General features: G+C 63.6%; 18 protein-coding genes. 7 read left to right on the top strand and 11 right to left on the bottom strand.

Translation table 11 applies throughout. From position 1 onward, the window contains the following. Positions 1 to 90: 90 nt before the first annotated feature. Positions 91 to 645: a 16S rRNA (guanine(966)-N(2))-methyltransferase RsmD gene (rsmD, locus tag NKH12_RS02680; RefSeq protein WP_352951770.1), complete on the bottom strand. Its 555-nt coding sequence runs from the start codon at positions 643 to 645 to the stop codon at positions 91 to 93. Next, on the bottom strand, positions 626 to 2740 hold the full coding sequence (locus NKH12_RS02675) for a pseudouridine synthase (protein ID WP_352951769.1): 2115 nt from the start codon (positions 2738 to 2740) through the stop codon (positions 626 to 628). Before NKH12_RS02675 ends, rsmD begins: the two co-directional genes overlap by 20 nt. 77 nt (positions 2741 to 2817) lie before the next feature. Between NKH12_RS02675 and NKH12_RS02670 the strand changes: the two genes are divergently transcribed. Continuing rightward, the gene (locus NKH12_RS02670; protein WP_352951768.1) at positions 2818 to 3270 is read left to right on the top strand and encodes a nucleoside deaminase; all 453 of its coding nucleotides are present in this window, start codon (positions 2818 to 2820) and stop codon (positions 3268 to 3270) included. A gap of 132 nt (positions 3271 to 3402) precedes the next feature. Here NKH12_RS02670 and NKH12_RS02665 read toward each other — a convergent pair whose 3' ends face one another. Further along, on the bottom strand, positions 3403 to 4077 hold the full coding sequence (locus NKH12_RS02665; protein WP_352951767.1) for a hypothetical protein: 675 nt from the start codon (positions 4075 to 4077) through the stop codon (positions 3403 to 3405). Positions 4078 to 4386: 309 nt separating this feature from the next. Beyond that, positions 4387 to 7371 (bottom strand): isoleucine--tRNA ligase, encoded by a 2985-nt coding sequence (ileS, locus tag NKH12_RS02660; RefSeq protein WP_352951766.1) that lies wholly within the window; start codon positions 7369 to 7371, stop codon positions 4387 to 4389. A 58-nt stretch (positions 7372 to 7429) separates the two neighbouring features. Between ileS and NKH12_RS02655 the strand changes: the two genes are divergently transcribed. Beyond that, a complete protein-coding gene (locus NKH12_RS02655; RefSeq protein WP_352951765.1) occupies positions 7430 to 7645 on the top strand; it encodes a hypothetical protein in 216 nt (71 codons plus the stop codon). Positions 7646 to 7682: 37 nt separating this feature from the next. On the opposite strand, the gene NKH12_RS02650 is transcribed toward NKH12_RS02655, so the two are convergent. Continuing rightward, the gene (locus NKH12_RS02650; protein ID WP_352951764.1) at positions 7683 to 8495 is read right to left on the bottom strand and encodes a MipA/OmpV family protein; all 813 of its coding nucleotides are present in this window, start codon (positions 8493 to 8495) and stop codon (positions 7683 to 7685) included. A 327-nt stretch (positions 8496 to 8822) separates the two neighbouring features. On the opposite strand from NKH12_RS02650, the gene NKH12_RS02645 reads away from it, so the two are divergent. Further along, the gene (locus NKH12_RS02645) at positions 8823 to 9377 is read left to right on the top strand and encodes an HdeD family acid-resistance protein (protein WP_352951763.1); all 555 of its coding nucleotides are present in this window, start codon (positions 8823 to 8825) and stop codon (positions 9375 to 9377) included. A gap of 131 nt (positions 9378 to 9508) precedes the next feature. Here the strand turns inward: NKH12_RS02645 and NKH12_RS02640 are convergent, their stop codons facing one another. Both NKH12_RS02640 and NKH12_RS02635 read right to left on the bottom strand, forming a co-directional pair. After that, on the bottom strand, positions 9509 to 10492 hold the full coding sequence (locus tag NKH12_RS02640) for a bifunctional riboflavin kinase/FAD synthetase (RefSeq protein ID WP_352951762.1): 984 nt from the start codon (positions 10490 to 10492) through the stop codon (positions 9509 to 9511). Between the two features lie 26 nt (positions 10493 to 10518). After that, positions 10519 to 11379 (bottom strand): TIGR01459 family HAD-type hydrolase, encoded by an 861-nt coding sequence (locus tag NKH12_RS02635; RefSeq protein WP_352951761.1) that lies wholly within the window; start codon positions 11377 to 11379, stop codon positions 10519 to 10521. A 348-nt stretch (positions 11380 to 11727) separates the two neighbouring features. Here NKH12_RS02635 and NKH12_RS02630 point away from each other — a divergent pair, with 348 nt between their 5' ends. Together NKH12_RS02630 and NKH12_RS02625 are read left to right on the top strand one after the other, a co-directional pair. Beyond that, a complete protein-coding gene (locus tag NKH12_RS02630; RefSeq protein WP_352951760.1) occupies positions 11728 to 13671 on the top strand; it encodes a pilus assembly protein TadG-related protein in 1944 nt (647 codons plus the stop codon). 164 nt (positions 13672 to 13835) lie between these two features. Beyond that, entirely contained in the window at positions 13836 to 14468 is a 633-nt protein-coding gene (locus NKH12_RS02625) for a LysE family translocator (RefSeq protein ID WP_352951759.1), read from the top strand. 101 nt (positions 14469 to 14569) lie between these two features. Here the strand turns inward: NKH12_RS02625 and NKH12_RS02620 are convergent, their stop codons facing one another. From NKH12_RS02620 to NKH12_RS02605, 4 genes are all read right to left on the bottom strand, one after another. Continuing rightward, positions 14570 to 15397: a DUF2189 domain-containing protein gene (locus NKH12_RS02620; RefSeq protein ID WP_352951758.1), complete on the bottom strand. Its 828-nt coding sequence runs from the start codon at positions 15395 to 15397 to the stop codon at positions 14570 to 14572. Between the two features lie 166 nt (positions 15398 to 15563). Next, a complete protein-coding gene (locus tag NKH12_RS02615) occupies positions 15564 to 15794 on the bottom strand; it encodes a glutathione S-transferase family protein (RefSeq protein ID WP_352951757.1) in 231 nt (76 codons plus the stop codon). Then, on the bottom strand, positions 15791 to 16885 hold the full coding sequence (locus NKH12_RS02610; protein WP_352951756.1) for an alkene reductase: 1095 nt from the start codon (positions 16883 to 16885) through the stop codon (positions 15791 to 15793). The genes NKH12_RS02615 and NKH12_RS02610 overlap by 4 nt, the downstream gene beginning before the upstream one ends. Positions 16886 to 16944: 59 nt before the next feature. Beyond that, complete coding sequence (locus NKH12_RS02605) at positions 16945 to 17733, bottom strand: SDR family NAD(P)-dependent oxidoreductase (protein ID WP_352951755.1); 789 nt, start codon at positions 17731 to 17733, stop codon at positions 16945 to 16947. Between the two features lie 110 nt (positions 17734 to 17843). Between NKH12_RS02605 and NKH12_RS02600 the strand changes: the two genes are divergently transcribed. Together NKH12_RS02600 and NKH12_RS02595 are read left to right on the top strand one after the other, a co-directional pair. Beyond that, on the top strand, positions 17844 to 18407 hold the full coding sequence (locus NKH12_RS02600) for a TetR/AcrR family transcriptional regulator (RefSeq protein WP_352951754.1): 564 nt from the start codon (positions 17844 to 17846) through the stop codon (positions 18405 to 18407). A 184-nt stretch (positions 18408 to 18591) separates the two neighbouring features. Continuing rightward, positions 18592 to 19107 carry a CAP domain-containing protein gene (locus NKH12_RS02595; protein ID WP_352951753.1) on the top strand — a complete coding sequence of 172 codons (516 nt, stop codon included), beginning with the start codon at positions 18592 to 18594 and terminating at the stop codon, positions 19105 to 19107. Positions 19108 to 19124: the final 17 nt, after the last annotated feature.

Below are 19124 nucleotides of genomic sequence, written 5' to 3'. Positions count from 1 at the left end.
TCCGGTTGTCGTGGGGTGGGACGATAGGCGGGGATGGCGATACAGGCAAAGTGATTTGTTCGTCATTTTCGCGCGCAAAGGCGGCCGAACTCAGGCGGCTTCGATGAAGCGGATAACCGTCTCGCCGTAGTTGCGCTCGTCGACAACCGAAAAGCCCGGCCCTGCCTCGAACGGCGCCGCTGCCGCCTCCTCGACGACGCAGAGCGCGCCGGGGGCGAGCCAGCCGCCGGCCTTGGCCGAGCGCAAGGCACGTTCGCCCAGGCCCTTGCCATAGGGCGGATCGGCGAACACCAGGCCGAACGCGGCCATCGTGCCCGCCTCGCCCAGAGCCGTAGCGTCGCGACGGAATATCTTGGTACGCCCGGTGAGGCCGAAGGCCTCGACATTGGTGCGGATCAGGCCGCGCCCTTCGGCCGATTCTTCGATGAAGACGCCATAAGATGCGCCGCGTGACAGCGCCTCGAGGCCGAGCGCGCCGGTGCCGGCGAACAGGTCGAGCACGCGCGTGCCGACCAGCCTATCGGGGAAGCGATGCGCCAGCACGTTGAAGACAGCCTCGCGGGTGCGGTCGGTGGTCGGGCGAATGGCGCTTGAGCGGGGCGTCGCCAGCGGACGCCCGCGAAACTCACCGCCGACGATCCGCATTGCCTCCCCTTGATCCCTTAGGGCCGCTGCGCGGCCGGTCGCTGCCCTTGCCGCTATCAGTACTGCCGGAATTGGGGCGTTCGCCACGCGGCTTGCCGAAAGGCTTTGCGCCTCCGGGTTTGGTGGGCTTGCCATAAGACGGCTTGAACGAGGCCTTGCGTTCCTTGGCTTCGGCCACCTTGGCGGCATCGGCGTCCGCCCTGCCCTTGCCGATCGGCCGCGCACCCGGCGCCATCCAGACATTGGCCTTGCGCTGGCCCGGCGGCTCGATCGGACGCTGCTCGCGTTCGGACTTTTTCCCTCCGCCCGGTTTGCCGCCGAATCCACCGGGCTTCGGGCCGCGATCGCCAAAGCCGCCGCGTGGCGCGCTACGCTCAGATTTGGGGCCACGCTCACCAAAGCTCTTTTCCGGCCCAAAGCTTCTGCCGGGACTTGTCGACAGCTTGCCCAGCGCCTCGTCGCGGCTGCCTTCGCGGCGCTTGCGGTTCTTGATCAGCCCGCCTTCGCCGATCGGGCGGCGTTCGCCGTCGCGGGTGAATTTCGGCCGCTCAGGTTCCTCTTCCCGCTCGCGCCGCACCGGCCTGTTGGAAAACGGCTTGGTGATGTCGGCGTCGAAATTGGCGCCGGATTCCTCGACCAGGCGTTCGCCGAGCTGGTCGCGCAGCACGCGGCCCTTGATCTCCAGCACATGGCCCTCCGGCAGGTCGTCGAGCTGGAACGGTCCGTAGGAAATGCGGATCAGTCGCGTCACGTCGAGGCCAAGCGAGCCCAGTATGTTCCTGACTTCGCGGTTCTTGCCTTCGCGCAGGCCGAGCGTCAGCCAGGCGTTGGTGCCTTGCTCGCGGTCGAGCGTCGCCTCGATGGCGCCATAGAAGACGCCGTCGACGGCGATGCCTTCGCGCAGGCCGGCGAGCGCACTTTCCTCGACCTTGCCGTGGACGCGCACGCGGTAGCGCCGGAGCCAGCCGGTTGCCGGCAGCTCCAGCACGCGCGCCAGCCCGCCATCATTGGTGAGCAGCAGCAGGCCTTCGGTGTTGATGTCGAGCCGGCCGATGGTCATCAGCCGCGGCAGGTCGGCCGGCAGCACGTCGAAGACGGTCTTGCGGCCCTCGGGATCACGGTTGGTGGTGACGACGCCGGCCGGCTTGTGGAACAGGAACAGCCGGGTGCGCTCGATCGGCGGGATCTCCATGCCGTCGAGATGGATGATGTCGCCAGGCATCACATTGAAGGCGGGTGAGGACAGCACCCTTCCATTGACCTTGACGCGGCCGGCCGCGATAAGCTCCTCGGCATCGCGGCGCGAGGCAAGGCCGGCGCGGGCCAGCCGCTTGGCGATTCGCTCACCAGCCTCTTCCGTCGCTTCGGCGGGACGCGGGCGCGGCTTGAAGCCGCCGGCCGATGCCCCTTGGTGCCGATCACCGGCAAAATCGCGCTTGGGACGATCATTGAAGTCGCGTTTGGGGCGATCACTGAACTCTCCCTTGGGACGGACGAAGCGCCTTTCGCCGCGCTCGCCTTCGGCACCTGCCGGCCGGTCACCGCGCGGTGCGGAGGGCTTGCGCGGACCTTCGCGCTTCTCATAAGGCTTGCCTTCCGGGCGCGGCCCTTTGCTGAACGGCCTGTCGCCGGCTTTGAAGTCGCGCTTCGGCCGCTCGCTGTCGGCCGCCATCGGGCGGTCACCACGCGGCGCGTATGATTTGCGCGGCCCCTCACGCTTTTCATAGGGCTTGCCTTCAGGGCGCGGCCCCTTGCTGAACGGCCGGTCGCCACTCTTGAAGTCGCGCTTCGGCCCCTCGCTGTCAGCCGCCATCGGGCGGTCGCCACGTGGCGCGTATGGCTTGCGCGGCCCCTCGCGCTTTTCATAGGGCTTGCCTTCAGGGCGCGGCCCTTTGCTGAACGGCCTGTCGCCGGCTTTGAAGTCGCGCTTCGGCCGCTCGCTGTCGGCCGCCATCGGGCGGTCGCCACGCGGCGCGTACGGTTTTTTCGTGCCGAAGGACGGCTTACCGCCTTTGCCGGCAGCGGCATCACGACCACGCGGGCCCGACGATTTCGGGCCACTCTTGCGCGGGAATTTCTTGTTTTTGTCGTCCATGTGGCCTTTGCTCGTTTGGGCGGGTAGATAACAGGATCACGCCTCAGTAGCGAGGAGATAATAGGAATGGAAACCGCTTGAAGCGGCCGGATTTCATGGCGCTGGCGCTGAAGGAGGCCGAAGCCGCCGCCTTGCGCGGCGAAGTGCCGGTCGGCGCGGTCATCGCCAGCGGCGATACGGTCGTTGCCAGTGCCGGCAACCGCACTCGCGAGCTTTCCGACCCCACCGCCCATGCCGAGATGCTGGCGATCCGCGAGGCCTGCCGCAGGTTGTCGAGCGAGCGGCTCACCGGCCACGATCTCTATGTGACGCTGGAGCCCTGCGCCATGTGCGCCGGCGCCATTTCCTTCGCCAGGTTGCGCCGGCTCTATTTCGGCGCCGCCGACGAGAAGGGCGGCGCTGTGGTCAACGGCGTGCGCTTCTTCGCCTCACCGACCTGCCACCATGCGCCAGACGTCTATCCAGGCATGGCCGAAAGCGATGCGGCGCTGCTTCTGAAGGATTTTTTCAGGGAGCGACGCGAACCGTAGCGTCGCCAGATTTCCTTAAAGCGCGTCGCGTTTGACCGGCCTCATGCGACGCGCTTTAAGTTGCTGTTTTATGCATGTCGTTATCGCAAAACCGCTTCACAGTTTTGCGCGACATGCATTAGCGCTGACAGCTTACCACGGCAGCCAATCGAACATGCCGCTCTTGTTCTTGGCGGCCGCTTCCTTCTTGAGGCGGCGTTCTTTCTTGTATTCGTCCTCGCCGATGTCGTCCACCGGCGCGGTCGCGGCAGCGGCGCGGTATTGCACCGGCGGCTCGCTCAGATATTTGCGGGTGTTCGGGTCACCCTGCTTGGCTTCGGCGAGGCGGCGCTTGACCTCGGCGGCGCGGCCTTTGTCCGAATCCGCCGGCGTCCAGGCCGGCGGATGACTGGAAGCCGACTGCGCTATCGCAGCCTTGACCGCCGACGGATCCGTCTGGACGTCATCGACGATCTGCGCCTGGTAGTCCGGATCGTCCTGATGGAGCGTCGCCTCGGCACGCAGGCGAGCCCGGCGTTGCTCGGGCGATTCCGGCCAATCGGCGCTTGCTGTCGCGATGCTGTCCTGCGGCGGCGGCAGTTCCTTCTGACCCGGCGCCGGCTTCACCAGTTCGGGACGCGGCTTGTAGTCGATCTTTTCCTTGTTCTTCGGCATGACTGAAAAAGCGCTGGTGAGATCGCCGGCAAGCTGGGCCGAGGCGGTCTTGTCGGTCCCGTAGGTCGGCGAGCCCATGCAGCCGGACAGGGCCAAGCCGGATACGACAAGCGGCGCCAGCAGCGCAACGCGCGCGCAAGTTCTTTCGGTCATGCCAAAAAATCCCACTCTAGACAGCCTCTCGATCGCCACCGGCCAAAGGTCCGGTCCCCATCGCCTATGCTCTTCCGACGGAAATCCGGCGACAATTTGTCGTCCGGAGTTTCGCGTGTTTACCTCAACCACTCGTTAAGGGCAACGAGCGGGGGCCGATGAGCCGCCCGCCGTGGCATTTGTGCACCGAAATAGTGGCCGGGCTGTGCATGTCGTTGTCCCAAAACCGCTACACACTTTTGGGCGACATGCAATCTGGCCGTGCACGTCGTTATCCCAAAACCGCTACGCACTTTTGGGCGACATGCATTAAAGCCGGCCAAGCGCCTTCAATTCATGCAGGACCGCCGCGTCCCGCGCCGAAACGTCGGGGAATTCCTCGTCCTGCCCGACATCGGCCGTGTAGCGCCATGAGCGCGCGCATTTGACCAGGCCTCGGTCCTCGGCCTTCTCGACCACCACGGCGACGCCCTTGACGTCGTCCAGCGTGAAGGCACCAGAAGGCGCGTCGCCATGCGCAATGGCCAGATCGCTGGTGATCGCCATTTCGGCCATGTCGACATCTGATATCGCCGCTTCGAGCGCCGCATCATCGAGCGTGACGACCGGCACCGCTTCCAGCGACGAGCCGATGACCTTCTGGGCGCGTGCGATCTCCAGCGCGCCAGTGACGACACGGCGGACCTGCCGCACCTTGCGCCATTTTTCCGCCAGCGCCTCGTTCCTCCAGTCGGCCGGGATTTGCGGGAACTGGTCGAGATGCACCGAGACGGCGTCTGGGTGACGGTCGAGCCAGGCTTCCTCCATGGTGAAAGGCAGCATCGGCGCCAGCCATTTCACCAGGCAATCGAACAGATGGCGCACCACCTGCACGGACGCCTTGCGCTTCACGCTGGACGGCGCCTCACAGTAGACCGCGTCCTTGCGGATGTCGAAATAGAAGGCCGACAGCTCGACCACCATGAAGTCGAGCAGCATGCGGGTGATGCGCTTGAATTCGAAGGCGTCGTAGCCCGCGCGCACGATTTCATCGAGTTCGGAAAGCCGATGCAGCATCAGCCGCTCCAGCTCCGGCATCTTGTCCAGCGGCACGTCCTCGCCATCGTCATGAGCAAGCGTGCCCAGCATCCAGCGGATGGTGTTGCGCAGCTTGCGGTAGGCGTCGATGTTGGTCTGCAGCACGTTCTTGCCGAGCCGCTGATCCTCCCAGTAATCGGTCGTCACCACCCATAGTCGCAGGATATCGGCGCCCGACTGCTTGATGACGTCCTGCGGCACGACTGTATTGCCGAGCGACTTCGACATTTTCCGCCCCTCCTCGTCCATGGTGAAACCATGGGTGACGACGGTGTCGTAGGGTGCCCTGCCCCTGGTGCCGCAGCTTTCGAGCAGCGAGGAGTGGAACCAGCCGCGATGCTGGTCGGAGCCTTCGAGATAGACGTCGGCCGGCCATTTCAGGTCCGGACGATCCTCCAAGGTGAAGGCATGGGTCGAGCCGGAATCGAACCAGACGTCGAGGATGTCCATCACCTGCTGCCATTTCGAGGCATCGTGATTGCCGAGGAAACGCTCCTTGGCGCCGGCCGCAAACCAGGCGTCGGCGCCCTCCTCCTCGAAGGCGTCCATGATGCGCCGGTTGACCGCCTCATCGCGCAGAACGTTGCCGTCGGCATCGGCGAAGACCGCGATCGGCACGCCCCAGGCGCGCTGGCGCGACAGCACCCAATCGGGGCGCTCCTCGATCATGGCGCGGATGCGGTTCTGGCCGGCGGCCGGCACGAAACGGGTGTCGTCGATCGCCTTCAAGGCACGGCTGCGCAGCGTGGTGCCGTCGCCCAGCTCCTTGTCCATATAGACGAACCATTGCGGCGTGTTGCGGAAGATGATCGGCTTCTTCGACCGCCAAGAATGCGGATAGGAATGCTTCAACCGGCCGCGCGCGAACAGCGCGTTGCGCTTGATCAGCTCGTCGATGACCGCCTGGTTGGCGTTGCCCTTCTTGCCGTTGTCGTCGATGACGCGCGCCGCTCCCCCCTCGCGGTCCGAGCCAAAGCCCGGCGCATCCTTGGTGAAGAAGCCGGCATCGTCGACGGTGAACGGGATCGCGGTGTCGATGCCGCGCTGGCGAAGGTCCGAAGCCGCATCCATCCAGGCGTCGAAGTCCTCGCGGCCGTGGCCCGGCGCGGTGTGGACGAAACCGGTGCCGGCTTCATCGGTGACATGCTCGCCGGCGAGCATTGGCACGGGGAATTCGTAGCCGCCATTCAAACCTTTGAAGGGATGAGAAAGCGTAAGGCTTCCAAGCTCTTCGGCCGAAACGCTGCGGAGACGATTCATCGTCACTTTGGCTTTGATCGCAGACTCTTCCGCCAGCGCGTCGGCAAAGATCAGCCTTTCGCCAGGCTGCGGGCCGAAAGCGTTCTCTGCCGCTGTGACCTCGTAGAGGCCATAGTTGATGCGTGGCGAATAGTTCACGGCACGGTTGCCGGGGATGGTCCACGGCGTCGTCGTCCAGATGACGACATGGGCCTCCAGCAAGTCCAGTGACGTCTGCGTCAGCTTTGGATCCAAGGCTGGCTGCCCATCTTCGACGTTGGTGACCTGACGAGCGAGGCTGACGACCGGAAACTTCGCCCAGATCGTATCGCTCTCGTAGTCCTGGTACTCGACCTCGGCCTCGGCCAGCGCGGTGCGCTCGACAACGCTCCACATCACCGGCTTGGAGCCGCGATAGAGCTGGCCGGACATGGCGAATTTCAACAGTTCGCCGGCGATGCGCGCCTCGGCGTGGGACGCCATCGTCGTATAGGGATTGTCGAAGTCGCCGACGACGCCCAGCCGCTGGAATTCCGCGCCCTGCACCTTGATCCAGTGCGCGGCGAACTCGCGGCATTCCTTGCGGAACTCGTTGACCGGGACCTCGTCCTTGTTCTTGCCCTTGGCGCGGTATTGCTCCTCGATTTTCCATTCGATCGGCAGGCCGTGGCAATCCCAGCCGGGCACGTAATTCGAATCGTAGCCGCGCATCTGGAACGAGCGGGTGATGACGTCCTTGAGGATCTTGTTCAGCGCGTGGCCGGTATGGATGTTGCCGTTGGCGTAGGGCGGGCCGTCATGCAGCACGTATTTTTCGCGGCCGGCAGCGTTTTCGCGCAGCTTGCGGTAAAGGTCCATGTCCTGCCAGCGCTTGACCAGCAGCGGCTCCTTCTCGGGCAAGCCGGCGCGCATCGGAAAATCCGTCTGCGGCAGATAAAGCGTTTTGGAATAGTCGATCGTTTCAACAGTATCGGTCATTGGGGTATCGGTCATTGATCTGCCATATGCGTTGCCCGGCGGCAAAGGAGCCCGGGCGTTGAACTATCATGATCTGGAAAAAGCGCGAGAGGCCGCGCGCAAAATTCCCGGCGGCTCCGGCGGCGCTCAAGCCGCCCGGAACACCGGGCTCGTAATTCGTATCGCAATCGCGAGAGGGCGCGAAACGCTCGTCATGGCTGGGCTTTTAACCGAGACAGGCGATATTGAAAAGCCCGAACTCTCGGTGCCTTCATTGCAGCTAATGACGTCATAATGCATCCGGCCGATACGCGATTGCCGGGCCAAATCACTCACATCGAGAAATCGAAGCGATAGGTCGTCGATACGCCGATCATGAACTGATCTCTGGAGCCGCGCTCCTTGACCAGGCTGGAATCGGCCGCCGGGCCCATCAGACGTGAATATTCGCCGAACAGGCTGGCCGTCATCGGCTCGGTCACTTTCCAGGTCAGCGCGCCGCCGAGGCCCGCCGACTTCACGCCGCCGCCCGGGCGGTATTGGCTGAGGCCCGACGCTACGGCTTCCTCGGCGTTGACGCCGTAGTAGGCGTCGAAATAGTCCGATGAGGCGAACGAAACCCGCGGCCCGCCCGAAATCCTGACGTCTGGTGTCACATCATAGAATGCGTCGGCGGCAATGTCGGCGACAAAGCCGCTATGGGCGCGAATGCCGTGCCGCAATTCGGCGCGAGCGCGCAACCAGTCCAAAGGGTAGAATTCGAAGAAGCCGCCGGCCTCGCCGCCCCAGCGCACCGGGTCGAGACCTTTCAGCTCGTCGGCGTCGTCGCCATCGCGCGAAAACAGCAATTTTCCGGTCAGGCCGGCGCGAATGCCGCCGTCGTCGATCAAACCCAGCGAGATGTTGTCGTTGCGCGAGGTGAAGCGGGCCGCAGTACCGGCCCTGCCGAGCGAGATGATCGGCTGGGCGCTGAGTATATAGCTCTTGCTGCCTTCGAAATCGGGGGCGACCAGGCCCGTAGCACCGACTGTCAGGTACCAATCGCCGGACATCCAGCCGAAAGCGCCCTCGCCGGCTTCGGCGAGACCGGGGGCCCCAAGTATGAAGGCGGCCAGAACCACCGGAATCGCTCGGACAGAACGCATCGTTACTCCATACATCGAACACGTTGGCCGACACAACCAGCCTTCACCAGCCATGGCGCCAGTCCGGTAAAATTTGACTTAATATTCGTAACATCGGCGGCGAACGCACGCAACGATAGGTCGCCCGTAACCGGCTCGTCATGCTTTAGCACTGCCCCCCCGCACATGGTCGAATGTTCCATCTGAGATCTGGCCGCTTCGGGTCAAAAAGCCACGTCCGGCCAAGCGGATCGCTCAGGGTTTGCCGCTCGCAGGCTGCTCGCTTTACGGGCAAGCCCATCAGCGTTACCCTCCAAGCCGGCAAGGTAACCTTGAGGGAGAAGGGCGATGACACTGCACGGCGATATCTTGAAAGATGCAATCGGTCAGACGCGGGCGAAATGGGGATGGTTCGTCGGGCTCGGCGTTCTGCTGCTGATCCTCGGCGGCATCGCCTTCGGCAATCTGTTCATCGCCACGGTCGCCTCGGTCTATGTCGTCGGCTGGCTGATGCTGATGGCCGGAATCATCGAGATCATGCATGCCTTCGGTGTGAAGACTTGGAGCCGGTTCTTCTACTGGCTGCTCAGCGGTCTTCTCTATGCAGTCGCCGGGTTCTTCGCCTTCTACAATCCGCTGCTGGCCTCGGCGGTGCTGACCTTCCTGCTGGCGGTCGCCCTTCTCGCATCAGGAGGGCTCAGGGCCTGGGTCGGGTACAAGCACAGACCGGAAAAAGGCTGGGGCTGGCTGGTTGCGGCCGGCGTCATCAGCGCGCTGGCAGGCCTGGTCATCGCCATGGGCTGGCCAGTCAACAGCGTATGGGTGTTGGGGCTGTTTCTCGCTATCGACCTGATCTTCCAGGGCTGGGCCTTCATTGCCGTCGGCCTGGCGCTGAAGAAGTAGGTCCTTGTTTTAGCATGATCTTGTCCGAAAACCGGTTTCCACTTTTTGCTTCGCTGACCTTCGGTTCGGGATCATGCTTTGTTTTGGCATGATCTTGCCGGAAAACCGGTTCCCACATTTCGGGATCATGCTTAAAAAGCAATGGCCGCGTCGAGCTCGGAAAGCGGGCTGACGCCGGCAAGCAGCGCCCTCGCCTCGGCCTCGTCACGTTTCATCTGCGCGACCAGCGCGTCGAGCCCGTCGAACTTCACCTCGGCGCGCAGGAAACCGAAGAAGGACACCGCGCATATCTCGCCGTAGAGTTCACCGGAGAAGTCGAAGACGAAGGTTTCCAGAAGCGGCGCGCCGTTGTCATTGACGGTCGGGCGGCGGCCGAAGCTGGCAACCCCATCATGAAGCGTGCCGTCGGCGCGACGGAAGCGGACGGCATAAATCCCTTCCTTCAGAGTGGCTTCCGGCGAAAGCCTCATATTGGCGGTTGGAAAACCGAGCGTCCGGCCAAGCTGCTGGCCGCCGATCACCTCGCTTTCGACCGTGAAGCGGTAGCCGAGCAGGCCGGCGGCCTCGGCCACCGCGCCTTCGCAGAGCAGCGCGCGGATCCGGCTCGACGACACCACCTCGGCGCCCTCGTCGCGAAACGCGTCAACCAGGGTGACGCCGAAGCCGTGGCGTTCGCCGGCCGCCATCAGATAGGCCGGACCGCCTTGCCTGTCCTTGCCGAAGTGGAAGTCGAAGCCGGTCACGGCGTGAATGATGCCGAGATTCCTGTCCAGCACGTCGGTCACGAACGCTTCCGCCGACAGTGCGGCAAAGTCGCGCGTGAACGGCTGTTCGACGAGTGCGGCAAAGCCCAGATACGACAACAGCCGTGCCTTCATCGGCGACGGCGTCAGCACGAACAGCGGTATCTCAGGCCGGAACACCTTTCTCGGATGCGGCTCGAAGGTCAGCACCAGAGCCGGCACGCCGCGCCGGCGGGCTTCGGCAAGCGCGCGCTCGAGCACCGCCTGGTGGCCGCGGTGCACACCGTCGAAATTGCCGATCGCCACCACGCCACCCCGCAAATGGGCCGGCAGCGGCGAGATTGCAGAAACGCGTTCGAAGGCGTCCGTCATTTCGGGGCTTCCGTCATCGAGCGACCCTACTGCAGTCTCGGAATGACCGCGACCGGCCAGTAGCCGTGCCTTTCCAGAAAGGCAATTAGCCTGGCCGGATCCGGTTGTAGCGGATCGCCGTAGTCGCGGGCATGGAGGCCGCCCGACACGTAGAGCACGTCGAAGCCGTTGTCGGCAGCACCCTTGATGTCGGTCATCATGCCGTCGCCGATGGCCAGCACGTCCGAGCGCTCCACTGGGTGGCCGAACAGGTCGGCGATCTCCTTCATCGCGACGTCATAGACCGGGGCATAAGGTTTTCCGGCGATCAGCGTCCGCCCGCCGAGCTGGGCATAGTCGCGGGCCAAGGCCCCGGCGCACCAGATCATCCGCTCGCCGCGCTCGACCACGATGTCGGGATTGGCGCAGATGAAAGGCAGGTTCCTGGCGCGTAGCCGTCGCAGAAGATCGGCGTAGTCCTCCGGCTTCTCGACCTCGTCGTCGAACAGCCCGGTGCAGACCACGCCGGATGCCTCGAACTCCTCGACCAGCTCGACATCAAGCCCGTCATAGAGGGTGAAGTCGCGGTCGGCGCCGATATGAAAGATCTTTCGCGGCCCCTCGATGATCAGGTCGCGGGTCACATCGCCGGAGGTGACGACGCGGTCGTAGGCCGCCGAGGGAACGCCGATCGCATTCATCTGCGCCACCACATCGGCGCTGCGGCGTGGCGAATTGGTGATCAGCACCACAGGTATTTTCGCTTCGCGTGCGGTGGCCAGCGCCAGAGCCGCGGCCGGAAAATGTCGTTCGCCATTGTGGACCACACCCCACACGTCGCAAAGAATGGCAGAATAGGCTGCCGACAAATCCGCGAGCGAGCCGATGATATCGGGCGAATCCGCCATATCGTTTCCCAAGTCATGATGGTTGCGAGCGCCGCCGCCGACGATCCGCAGCGACCGGACCGCATTAACCGAAGCTCTTCACCCTGTCACCAGCTTTCGCCGCGTTTCAGCATCGCCGCCCAGCAATGAAGGCATAGTTGCAAAGGACAAAAATTTTCGTTTCCAGAGCTTTAGCCGATTCCGGAGACTCCGCGGCGGTCCCGATCGCGGGCGGCGTTGGCCCCAGCGGCGGCGTGGTTAACGAGCTTTGAAAAAGTGTGTCGATCTTGGACATATTTTAGCAATCTGAAATTTAAGGATTGGTGGCATCGTTCGCCGACAAAGGGGTTCTGGCGGGTGCTGAAGGCAATGATCCGAAAATTCGGTAGGGACCGGCGTGGCAACTATACGCTGATGACGGCCATTACGATGGTGCCGCTTATGGGCGGCTTGGCGCTCAGCGTCGATTTCTCAGAACTGCTTCGCCAGAAGCACGATACGTTGAACGCTTTGGACGCCGCCGGCCTCGCCACCGCTCAGCAGATCGTCTCTGGCGCAACCGACGATGCCGCCAAGGCTTATGCCAAGACTTTCTTCGAAGCCAATCTCGGCCCCGTCGATCCGGCCAATACGCTGCTTACCGTCACCCTGCCCAACAGCAATGCGGGTGGCGGCACGTTGAAGCTCTGCAGCACCCTGACGTATAAGCCCTATTTTCTGCCGGCTGCCGCCATGCTGACGAGCGGTACAACCTTCACGGCGTGCTCGGAAATCCGCCTCAAGAACACGCTGGAAGTAGCTCTTGTGCTCGACAATTCCGGCTCGATGAACGAGCTCGGTTCCGGCACCGGCGCGAAGCGAATAGATCTGCTGAAGACTGCCGCCAAGCAGCTTGTCGATACACTGGCGCTGCAGGCACAGCAGATGAAGCAGGTCAGCAAGCCGGTGCAGTTCTCCCTCGTGCCGTTCGCGGCTTCGGTCAATGTCGGTCCCACCCATGACCAGGATAGCTGGATGGACCAGGACGGCATCTCCCCGATCCAGCACGAGGATTTCGACTGGACGAAGATGACCCCCGCCAACGATCCGGACAAATACGCCGAGAAGTTCAACGGCGTCTGGTACAAGCGGGGCACCGGCTGGGGCGAAACTCAGGATCAACCACTGACCCGCTTCAGCCTTTACGCCGACATCACGGTCGAGTCCGGCCGCGAAGAAGTGCCAAACACGAAACAGTATATCTGCGACACCTATAACAAAAAAGGCAACTGCAGCAGAGGCCACTGGACCACTCCGGAATATATTTACACCACCAGCCGTTATGCGAGCTGGCAGGGTTGCGTCGAGGCGAGGTCGCACCCGTATAACAACGACGATACGACGCCGAACAGCGCCACGCCTGCCACGCTGTTCGTGCCGATGTTTGCGCCGGACGAGGCTGGCACCCTCTGGCTCGATTTCAACCGCGACGGCGCTAACGACGTGACCTATCTGTCCTATAGTTACGGCAACAACTGGTGGGCCGACTGGCCCTACACCGCAAATCCGACCGCATCCGAGCGGCAGTCGGACATGCGCAAATATTTTCTGGTCAAACCTTACGGCTCGAACTCGGCCGCCTCGGGCGACGGCCCGAATGCATCCTGCACGACCAACCCGATAACGACGCTCAAGGACGTGAGCCAGATTGCCGAGAAAGAGGAGATCAACAACGCCATCGACGCTATGGCGCCGAACGGCAACACCAACGTGCCGGAAGGGCTTGCCTGGGGCTGGCGGACGGTGTCGAGCAATGAACCTTTCACCGAGGGCCGGCCGAATACCGAAAGGGGCAACGACAAAGTGGTGATCGTGCTGACTGACGGCGCCAATACCTACAGTGCTGTCAGCGACAGCGGCTATGCCAACAACAGGTCGACCTATGCCGCTTACGGCTACACCGGCCTGACATATCCGGGCTCTGGAAGCGTGACGCGCCTGTTCATGAACACGAGCACTGACATCGGCAAGACCACCTATACCGGCGCCAACTACACCGCCGCTCTGGACGAGCAGATGCAGACCCTTTGCGCCAATGCAAAGAATTCGAACATTCTCGTCATGACAGTCGCGCTGGACCTGTCGACCACCGATGCCGGCGACAAGAAAGCACTCGACGCGCTGAAGGCCTGCTCCTCGGACTCGCGCTTCCGCAAGGATCCCACCGATCCGACCAAGCCGGCCAAGCTGTTCTGGAACGCGACCGGGGCGACGCTGTCGGACAATTTCAAGGAAATCGCCAACGAATTGTCGAACCTGCGCATCGTCGGCTGACATGTAAGCAGCGATGCGACGGGCTGGCGCAATGGCTTGCGCTGTCATGCTCTTGCGCGTGCGGACTGGCGAGGGCACTTTGGGGGCGTTCGCCTGACCGTGCACATCGGATGGAGATCATCGGGAGGCGCGGACGGGTCTTGTCGCCATCCGGAGATGCACCTGTGCCCGAAGCCACCAACCATCTCGCCTTCGCGCTGGTCTGCCTCGGCATGGTGCTGACGCCTGGCCCGAATATGATCTATTTGATCTCGCGATCGCTGTCACAGGGGCCGAAAGCCGGTCTGATCTCGCTCGGTGGCGTGGCGCTCGGCTTTGTCTTCTACGTGTTGTCGGCGGCATTCGGCATCACCGCGCTGCTGCTTGCCGTGCCTTACGCCTATGATGCGCTGCGCTTTGCTGGCGCGCTCTACCTTTTGTCGCTTGCCTGGCAAGCAGTGAGGCCAGGCGGACGCTCGCCATTCCAGGTCCGGGAACTGCCGAAAGACAGGCCGCGCAAATTGTTCGCCATGGGCCTGATGACCAATCTGCTCAACCCGAAGGTGGCGGTGCTTTATCTCTCGTTGCTGCCGCAATTCATCAGCCCCGGAAAGGGCCACGTGCTGTCGCAGCTTCTGGTACTCGGCACCACGCAGATCGCGATCAGCCTCACCGTCAACGCGATCATCGCGGTTACGGCCGGCTCGATCGCCGTCTTCCTCGCCGGCCGGCCGGTATGGCTGGTCATCCAGCGTTGGATGATGGGCACGGTGCTGACCACACTGGCCCTGAGGATGGCGACCGACGCGCAGCGTTAACTAGAGCATCGGACCAAAAGTGGGCACCGGTTTTGGGTAAATCCGATGCTCGAACAAAGGATGCTCGAACAAAGATAGAGCGGCGGCACCGCTGCGCTAGCTTACATCGGCCGCCGGTCCTGCTGCGCCCGCTCCGGTTCGACCACCCTGCGATAGAGATGCCACGTCGCATGGCCAAGCACGGGCATGACGACGGCGAGCCCTGCAAACAGCGGGATCGAGCCGATGACCAGCAGCACGGCGACCATCAGCCCCCACAGCGCCATCTGCAGCGGGTTAGCCATCACCGCCCGTGCCGATGTCTCGATTGCCGAGACAGCGCCGACATCGCGGTCGAGCAGCAGCGGGAAAGCGACGACGGTCGTCGCCAGCACGATCGCGGCGAAGACGAAGCCGGCCGCATTGCCGAGCAGGATCAGCGTCCAGCCTTTGGTCGTCATCAGCACCTCGCGCACAAAGCCGCCGATCGAAGCCGGCGGCTGATTGCCGAACAGGCCGGTGTAGATCGATTGCGCGGTGAACAGCCAGAGCAGGAACAGTGCCACCAGCATGACGCCGATGACCGCGATCGCCGGCAGCGCCGGCGAGTGGCGCACGTCGAGCGCGTGCCACCAGGACGTGTCCATGCCGAGTTCGCGGCGGCGGCTGATCTCGTAGAGGCCGATCGCGGCGAAGGGTCCAAGCAGGGCGAAGCCGGACATCAGCGGGTAGAGCAGCTGGATGGCGTTGGAGCCGGATGTCGTCCACCGCGCCAGGATCAGTCCGACCACCGGATAGATCAGGCACATGAACACGTAGTGCGATGGCTTTGCCCAGAAATCCTCGACGCCCATCCGCAGCGCATCCATCAGGTCCGCCGTGGTGATGCGGCGCACCGTGGGCTGCACGTGCATTCCACGTGCGTCCGACATGACATGAAAGCTGGCCATACCATTCTCCCGTATTCGGGGGCGGCCACCGCCAGGATGGCCGCCCGTAGCTGCCACTTCAAGAGCGATGGCATGATAGCCGAATTTGATGTGCTTGTCGCGAATCGGGTGGTGTTGGAGCGCGCCGGCGGCACAGGGCGTGTTCGCGCCGCGCGGCTGACGTATGCTAGGCAGCGAAGCGTTCAATCACCTCGGCCAGCGGAATATGGCCAAGACAGGCACCCGAACCCGCCGGCTTTTCGCCATCCTCGATGGCCTGCGCATACCGCACGTCCGGATCGCTTTCGATCCGGCGGCGCAACGCCGCCAGCTTGGGACAGGCGGGCCTGTCGACTGACTTGTGGAACTCTGCCCAGCGCGCCACGCACCGCGCTGGCGCGGCGCTCCGATGGCTCATGGGCGGCTTGAAGCGGCGATCGCGGGATAGTCGGTATAGCCAGCGGAGCCGCCGCCATAGAGCGTCGCGGGGTTGAACTCCGTCAGCGGCGCGCGCGTCCTCAGCCGTTCCACAAGGTCGGGATTGGCGATGAACGGGCGCCCGAAGGCGAACAGGTCCGCCTTGCCCTCGGCGAGCCGCGACGCCGCGAGTTCGAGGTCATAGCCGTTATTGGCGATATAGGTGTTGTTAAAGCGCCGGCGAAGCGATCCGAAGTCGAACGGCGCGACATCGCGCGATCCGCCCGTGGCGCCCTCGACGACATGGATGTAGACGATGCCCAAAGCGTCGAGTTGATCGACGATATAATCGAACTGCGCCTGGGGGGCGCTGCTCGAGACGCCGTTGGCGGGCGAGATGGGCGAAATCCGGATGCCGGTGCGCTCGGCGCCGATCTCCTCGACCACCGCAGTCGCAACCTCCAGCATCAGCCGGGCGCGGTTCTCGACCGATCCGCCATAAGCATCCGTGCGCACGTTGGCCCCGTCCTTGGCGAACTGGTCCCGCAGATAGCCGTTGGCGCCGTGAATCTCGACGCCGTCGAAGCCGGCCTCAATGGCGCTCGCGGCTGCTTGTCGGAAATCGCTAACGATACCCGGAAGCTCGTCGAGCTCCAGCGCGCGGGGGTCCGAAACGTTGACAAAGCCGTTGTTGACGAACGTCTTGGTCGCGGCCCGGATCGCCGAGGGCGCCACCGGCGCGGCGCCGTTCTCCTGCAGATCGACGTGCGATACGCGACCGACATGCCAGAGCTGCAGGAAAATCCGCCCGCCCTTGGCGTGCACGGCGGTCGTGACCTTGCGCCAGCCGTCGATCTGAGCCCGGGAGTAGATGCCGGGCGTGTCCTGGTAACCCTGTCCCTGCTGCGAGATCTGCGTGGCCTCCGAAATCAGCAGGCCGGCCGACGCGCGCTGGCCGTAATACTCCGCGGCGAGATCGCCTGGAACGAAGCCCGGGCCAGCGCGATTGCGCGTCAGGGGCGCCATGACGATACGATTGGATAGGGTCAGCGAGCCGAGAGTATAGGGCTCAAACAGCGTTGTGCTCGTCATAGGTCACCTTTGTTGTCCCCGCCGCGGCGGGTCGTTTATCGAAATGGCTTCGTTGGTGCTCAGGCGACCGTGCGGTACCGCTCGGCGGGATGTTCGTTCCGATAGTTCGGAAGCATGGCCTGGCGCGCGGCCTGAAGCGCGTCCCACTGCCCGGCATCGGGAAGCGGCGGGATGGTCACCGGTTCGCGGCGGTCGAAGCCGACCAGCGCCGCATCAACCAGATCGTTCACCTCCATCACGTTGGAAAGCGTGTTGACGTCGGCGCCGACGTGTTCCCAGATCTCAGTTCGCGTCGTGGCGGGAAGCACGGCCTGGACGTAGACACCCTTCGGCGCGAGCTCGAGGCTGAGTCCCTGCGACAGAAACAGCACGAAGGCTTTGGTTGCGCCGTAGACGGTCATGCCGAACTCCGGCGCCAGGCCGACCACGGAGCCGATGTTGACGATCGCCCCTTCGCCGGCCGTCGCGAGACGCGGGGCCATGGCGCTGGCAAGCCGCAGAAGTGCGGTCGTGTTGAGCGCAACGAGCCGAGCGACGTCATCGGTGCTCTGCTCGATAAAGCTTCCGCCGATGGCCGTTCCGGCATTGTTGACGAGAATCCCGATGTGGGCGTCATCGCGCAGCCTCGTCTCTACCGTTGCAAGCTCGGCAGGCTGCGTAAGATCAGCCTGGATGATGTCGATCGCCACGCCATTTTCCTGACGCAGACGGGCCGCCAGAGCCTCCATTCGTGCCATGTCACGGGCAACCAGCACGAGGTCGTGCCCGCGGCGCGCGAAGCGCTCGGCATAGGCGGCTCCGATGCCGGTGGAGGCGCCGGTTATGAGGACTGACGGAATGGTGGTCATGGCATTGCTCTTTTCTCTGATGGACTCTATATTCATGACGATCATCATGATTGTCGCTAAATATGATACCCATCATGTAAATGTCAACGGGGCCGGCGGAGAATTTTGAAATGAAGGTCAGTCGAGAACAGATGGCGGAGAACCGTCGCCGAATTCTGGATGTTGCCAGCCGGCTGTTTCGCGACAAGGGGTTCGACGCGGTCAGCGTGGCGGAGGTGATGAACGCCGCCGGGCTCACCCATGGCGGCTTCTATGGCCATTTCAGTTCGAAGGACGACCTGATCGCGCAGACCCTTGCCCATGTCCTCGCTGCTGACTCAGGCGGAGGGGGCGATCTTCGCGCTTATGTGGATGCCTATCTTTCGCCCCGTCATCGCGACAACGCCGCCGGTGGTTGCCCGACGGCGGGCCTTGCCGCGGCCATTCGCCATCAGACCCCGGCTGCACGCTCGGCCATGACGGAAGGCCTTCGATCGCAGATCGACCGTATCGGCAAGGCGCTCCCGGAGTTGGATCCGGCAGACAGACGCCGCGCAGCGATCGGAAGCTGGGCAGCGATGGTGGGGGCAGTGATCCTCGCCCGGGCGATAGATGATGCCGCGCTTTCGGATCAAGTTCTGGAACAGACGCGTGCCTGGATCGATGCCGGGATCAGCCAAGTGTCTGCAGGCTAGCGGTCTGCGGCAGGAGTGCTCTTGTCGAGAGCAATGCGGCCATCGGCGGTGGTTGGGTAACTATCTTGGAGATGTCGCGCCGTAGCATGCAATCAGCGGGGTTCGCGGACGCTAGGGGCGCAGTGAGCGAGATTTTTGAGCGCCTGCCCGGCAAAAGCCATGATCACCGCTATGTCAGTCGGGCATGACCGTTGCCAAAATCGAAAATTCCGATGCCCGACCAAACTTTAACAGGCGAATGCTATTTAGGGCTGCCGGCCTCGCCGCGCTGGCCGGGCTCGCTGCCTGCGCCACCGTCCTGCCCACCGGCGAAGGCGCCGGAGTCTCCGCCTCCGCCGTCGGCACGCTGGCGAGCATCCGCGCCTCAGCCGGTCTTGGACCGCTTGTCCCCGACCCTCAGCTCGAACAGGCAGCCCTGCAGCAGTCCGGCTATATGGCGCGCGGCGGCCGCATGACGCACACCACCGGCTGGGGCAAGGGATTTGCCTCGCGCGTCAAGGGCAACGGCATTAGCGGTGCTGCCGCCGAAAACATCGCCGAGGGCCGTTTCGATCAGCAGAAGCTGTTCGATATCTGGATGCATTCGGCCGGCCACCGCCGCAACATGCTCGACCCGCGCTTCACCCGCTTCGGTCTGGCCTATGTGCGGGACGGCCGCGACAGCTCGCTGCGCTATTGGGCCCTTGTTCTGGGCAGATAGGAGGCGTGAACGGCACG

Origin of the sequence: Mesorhizobium sp. M1322 (assembly GCF_040318085.1) — a bacterium.
GTDB lineage: Bacteria > Pseudomonadota > Alphaproteobacteria > Rhizobiales > Rhizobiaceae > Mesorhizobium.
The sequence above is the reverse complement of the archived record's forward strand: the minus strand, read 5'-3'. Positions and strand labels throughout refer to the sequence as shown.

Coding starts and splice junctions, on each gene's coding strand:
- rsmD (WP_352951770.1), bottom strand. CDS start 645: ATGCGGATCGTCGGCGGTGAGTTTCGCGGGCGTCCGCTGGCGACGCCC.
- NKH12_RS02675 (WP_352951769.1), bottom strand. CDS start 2,740: ATGGACGACAAAAACAAGAAATTCCCGCGCAAGAGTGGCCCGAAATCG.
- NKH12_RS02665 (WP_352951767.1), bottom strand. CDS start 4,077: ATGACCGAAAGAACTTGCGCGCGCGTTGCGCTGCTGGCGCCGCTTGTC.
- ileS (WP_352951766.1), bottom strand. CDS start 7,371: ATGACCGATACTGTTGAAACGATCGACTATTCCAAAACGCTTTATCTG.
- NKH12_RS02650 (WP_352951764.1), bottom strand. CDS start 8,495: ATGCGTTCTGTCCGAGCGATTCCGGTGGTTCTGGCCGCCTTCATACTT.
- NKH12_RS02645 (WP_352951763.1), top strand. CDS start 8,823: ATGACACTGCACGGCGATATCTTGAAAGATGCAATCGGTCAGACGCGG.
- NKH12_RS02640 (WP_352951762.1), bottom strand. CDS start 10,492: ATGACGGACGCCTTCGAACGCGTTTCTGCAATCTCGCCGCTGCCGGCC.
- NKH12_RS02635 (WP_352951761.1), bottom strand. CDS start 11,379: ATGGCGGATTCGCCCGATATCATCGGCTCGCTCGCGGATTTGTCGGCA.
- NKH12_RS02630 (WP_352951760.1), top strand. CDS start 11,728: ATGATCCGAAAATTCGGTAGGGACCGGCGTGGCAACTATACGCTGATG.
- NKH12_RS02620 (WP_352951758.1), bottom strand. CDS start 15,397: ATGGCCAGCTTTCATGTCATGTCGGACGCACGTGGAATGCACGTGCAG.
- NKH12_RS02615 (WP_352951757.1), bottom strand. CDS start 15,794: ATGAGCCATCGGAGCGCCGCGCCAGCGCGGTGCGTGGCGCGCTGGGCA.
- NKH12_RS02610 (WP_352951756.1), bottom strand. CDS start 16,885: ATGACGAGCACAACGCTGTTTGAGCCCTATACTCTCGGCTCGCTGACC.
- NKH12_RS02605 (WP_352951755.1), bottom strand. CDS start 17,733: ATGACCACCATTCCGTCAGTCCTCATAACCGGCGCCTCCACCGGCATC.
- NKH12_RS02600 (WP_352951754.1), top strand. CDS start 17,844: ATGAAGGTCAGTCGAGAACAGATGGCGGAGAACCGTCGCCGAATTCTG.
- NKH12_RS02595 (WP_352951753.1), top strand. CDS start 18,592: ATGACCGTTGCCAAAATCGAAAATTCCGATGCCCGACCAAACTTTAAC.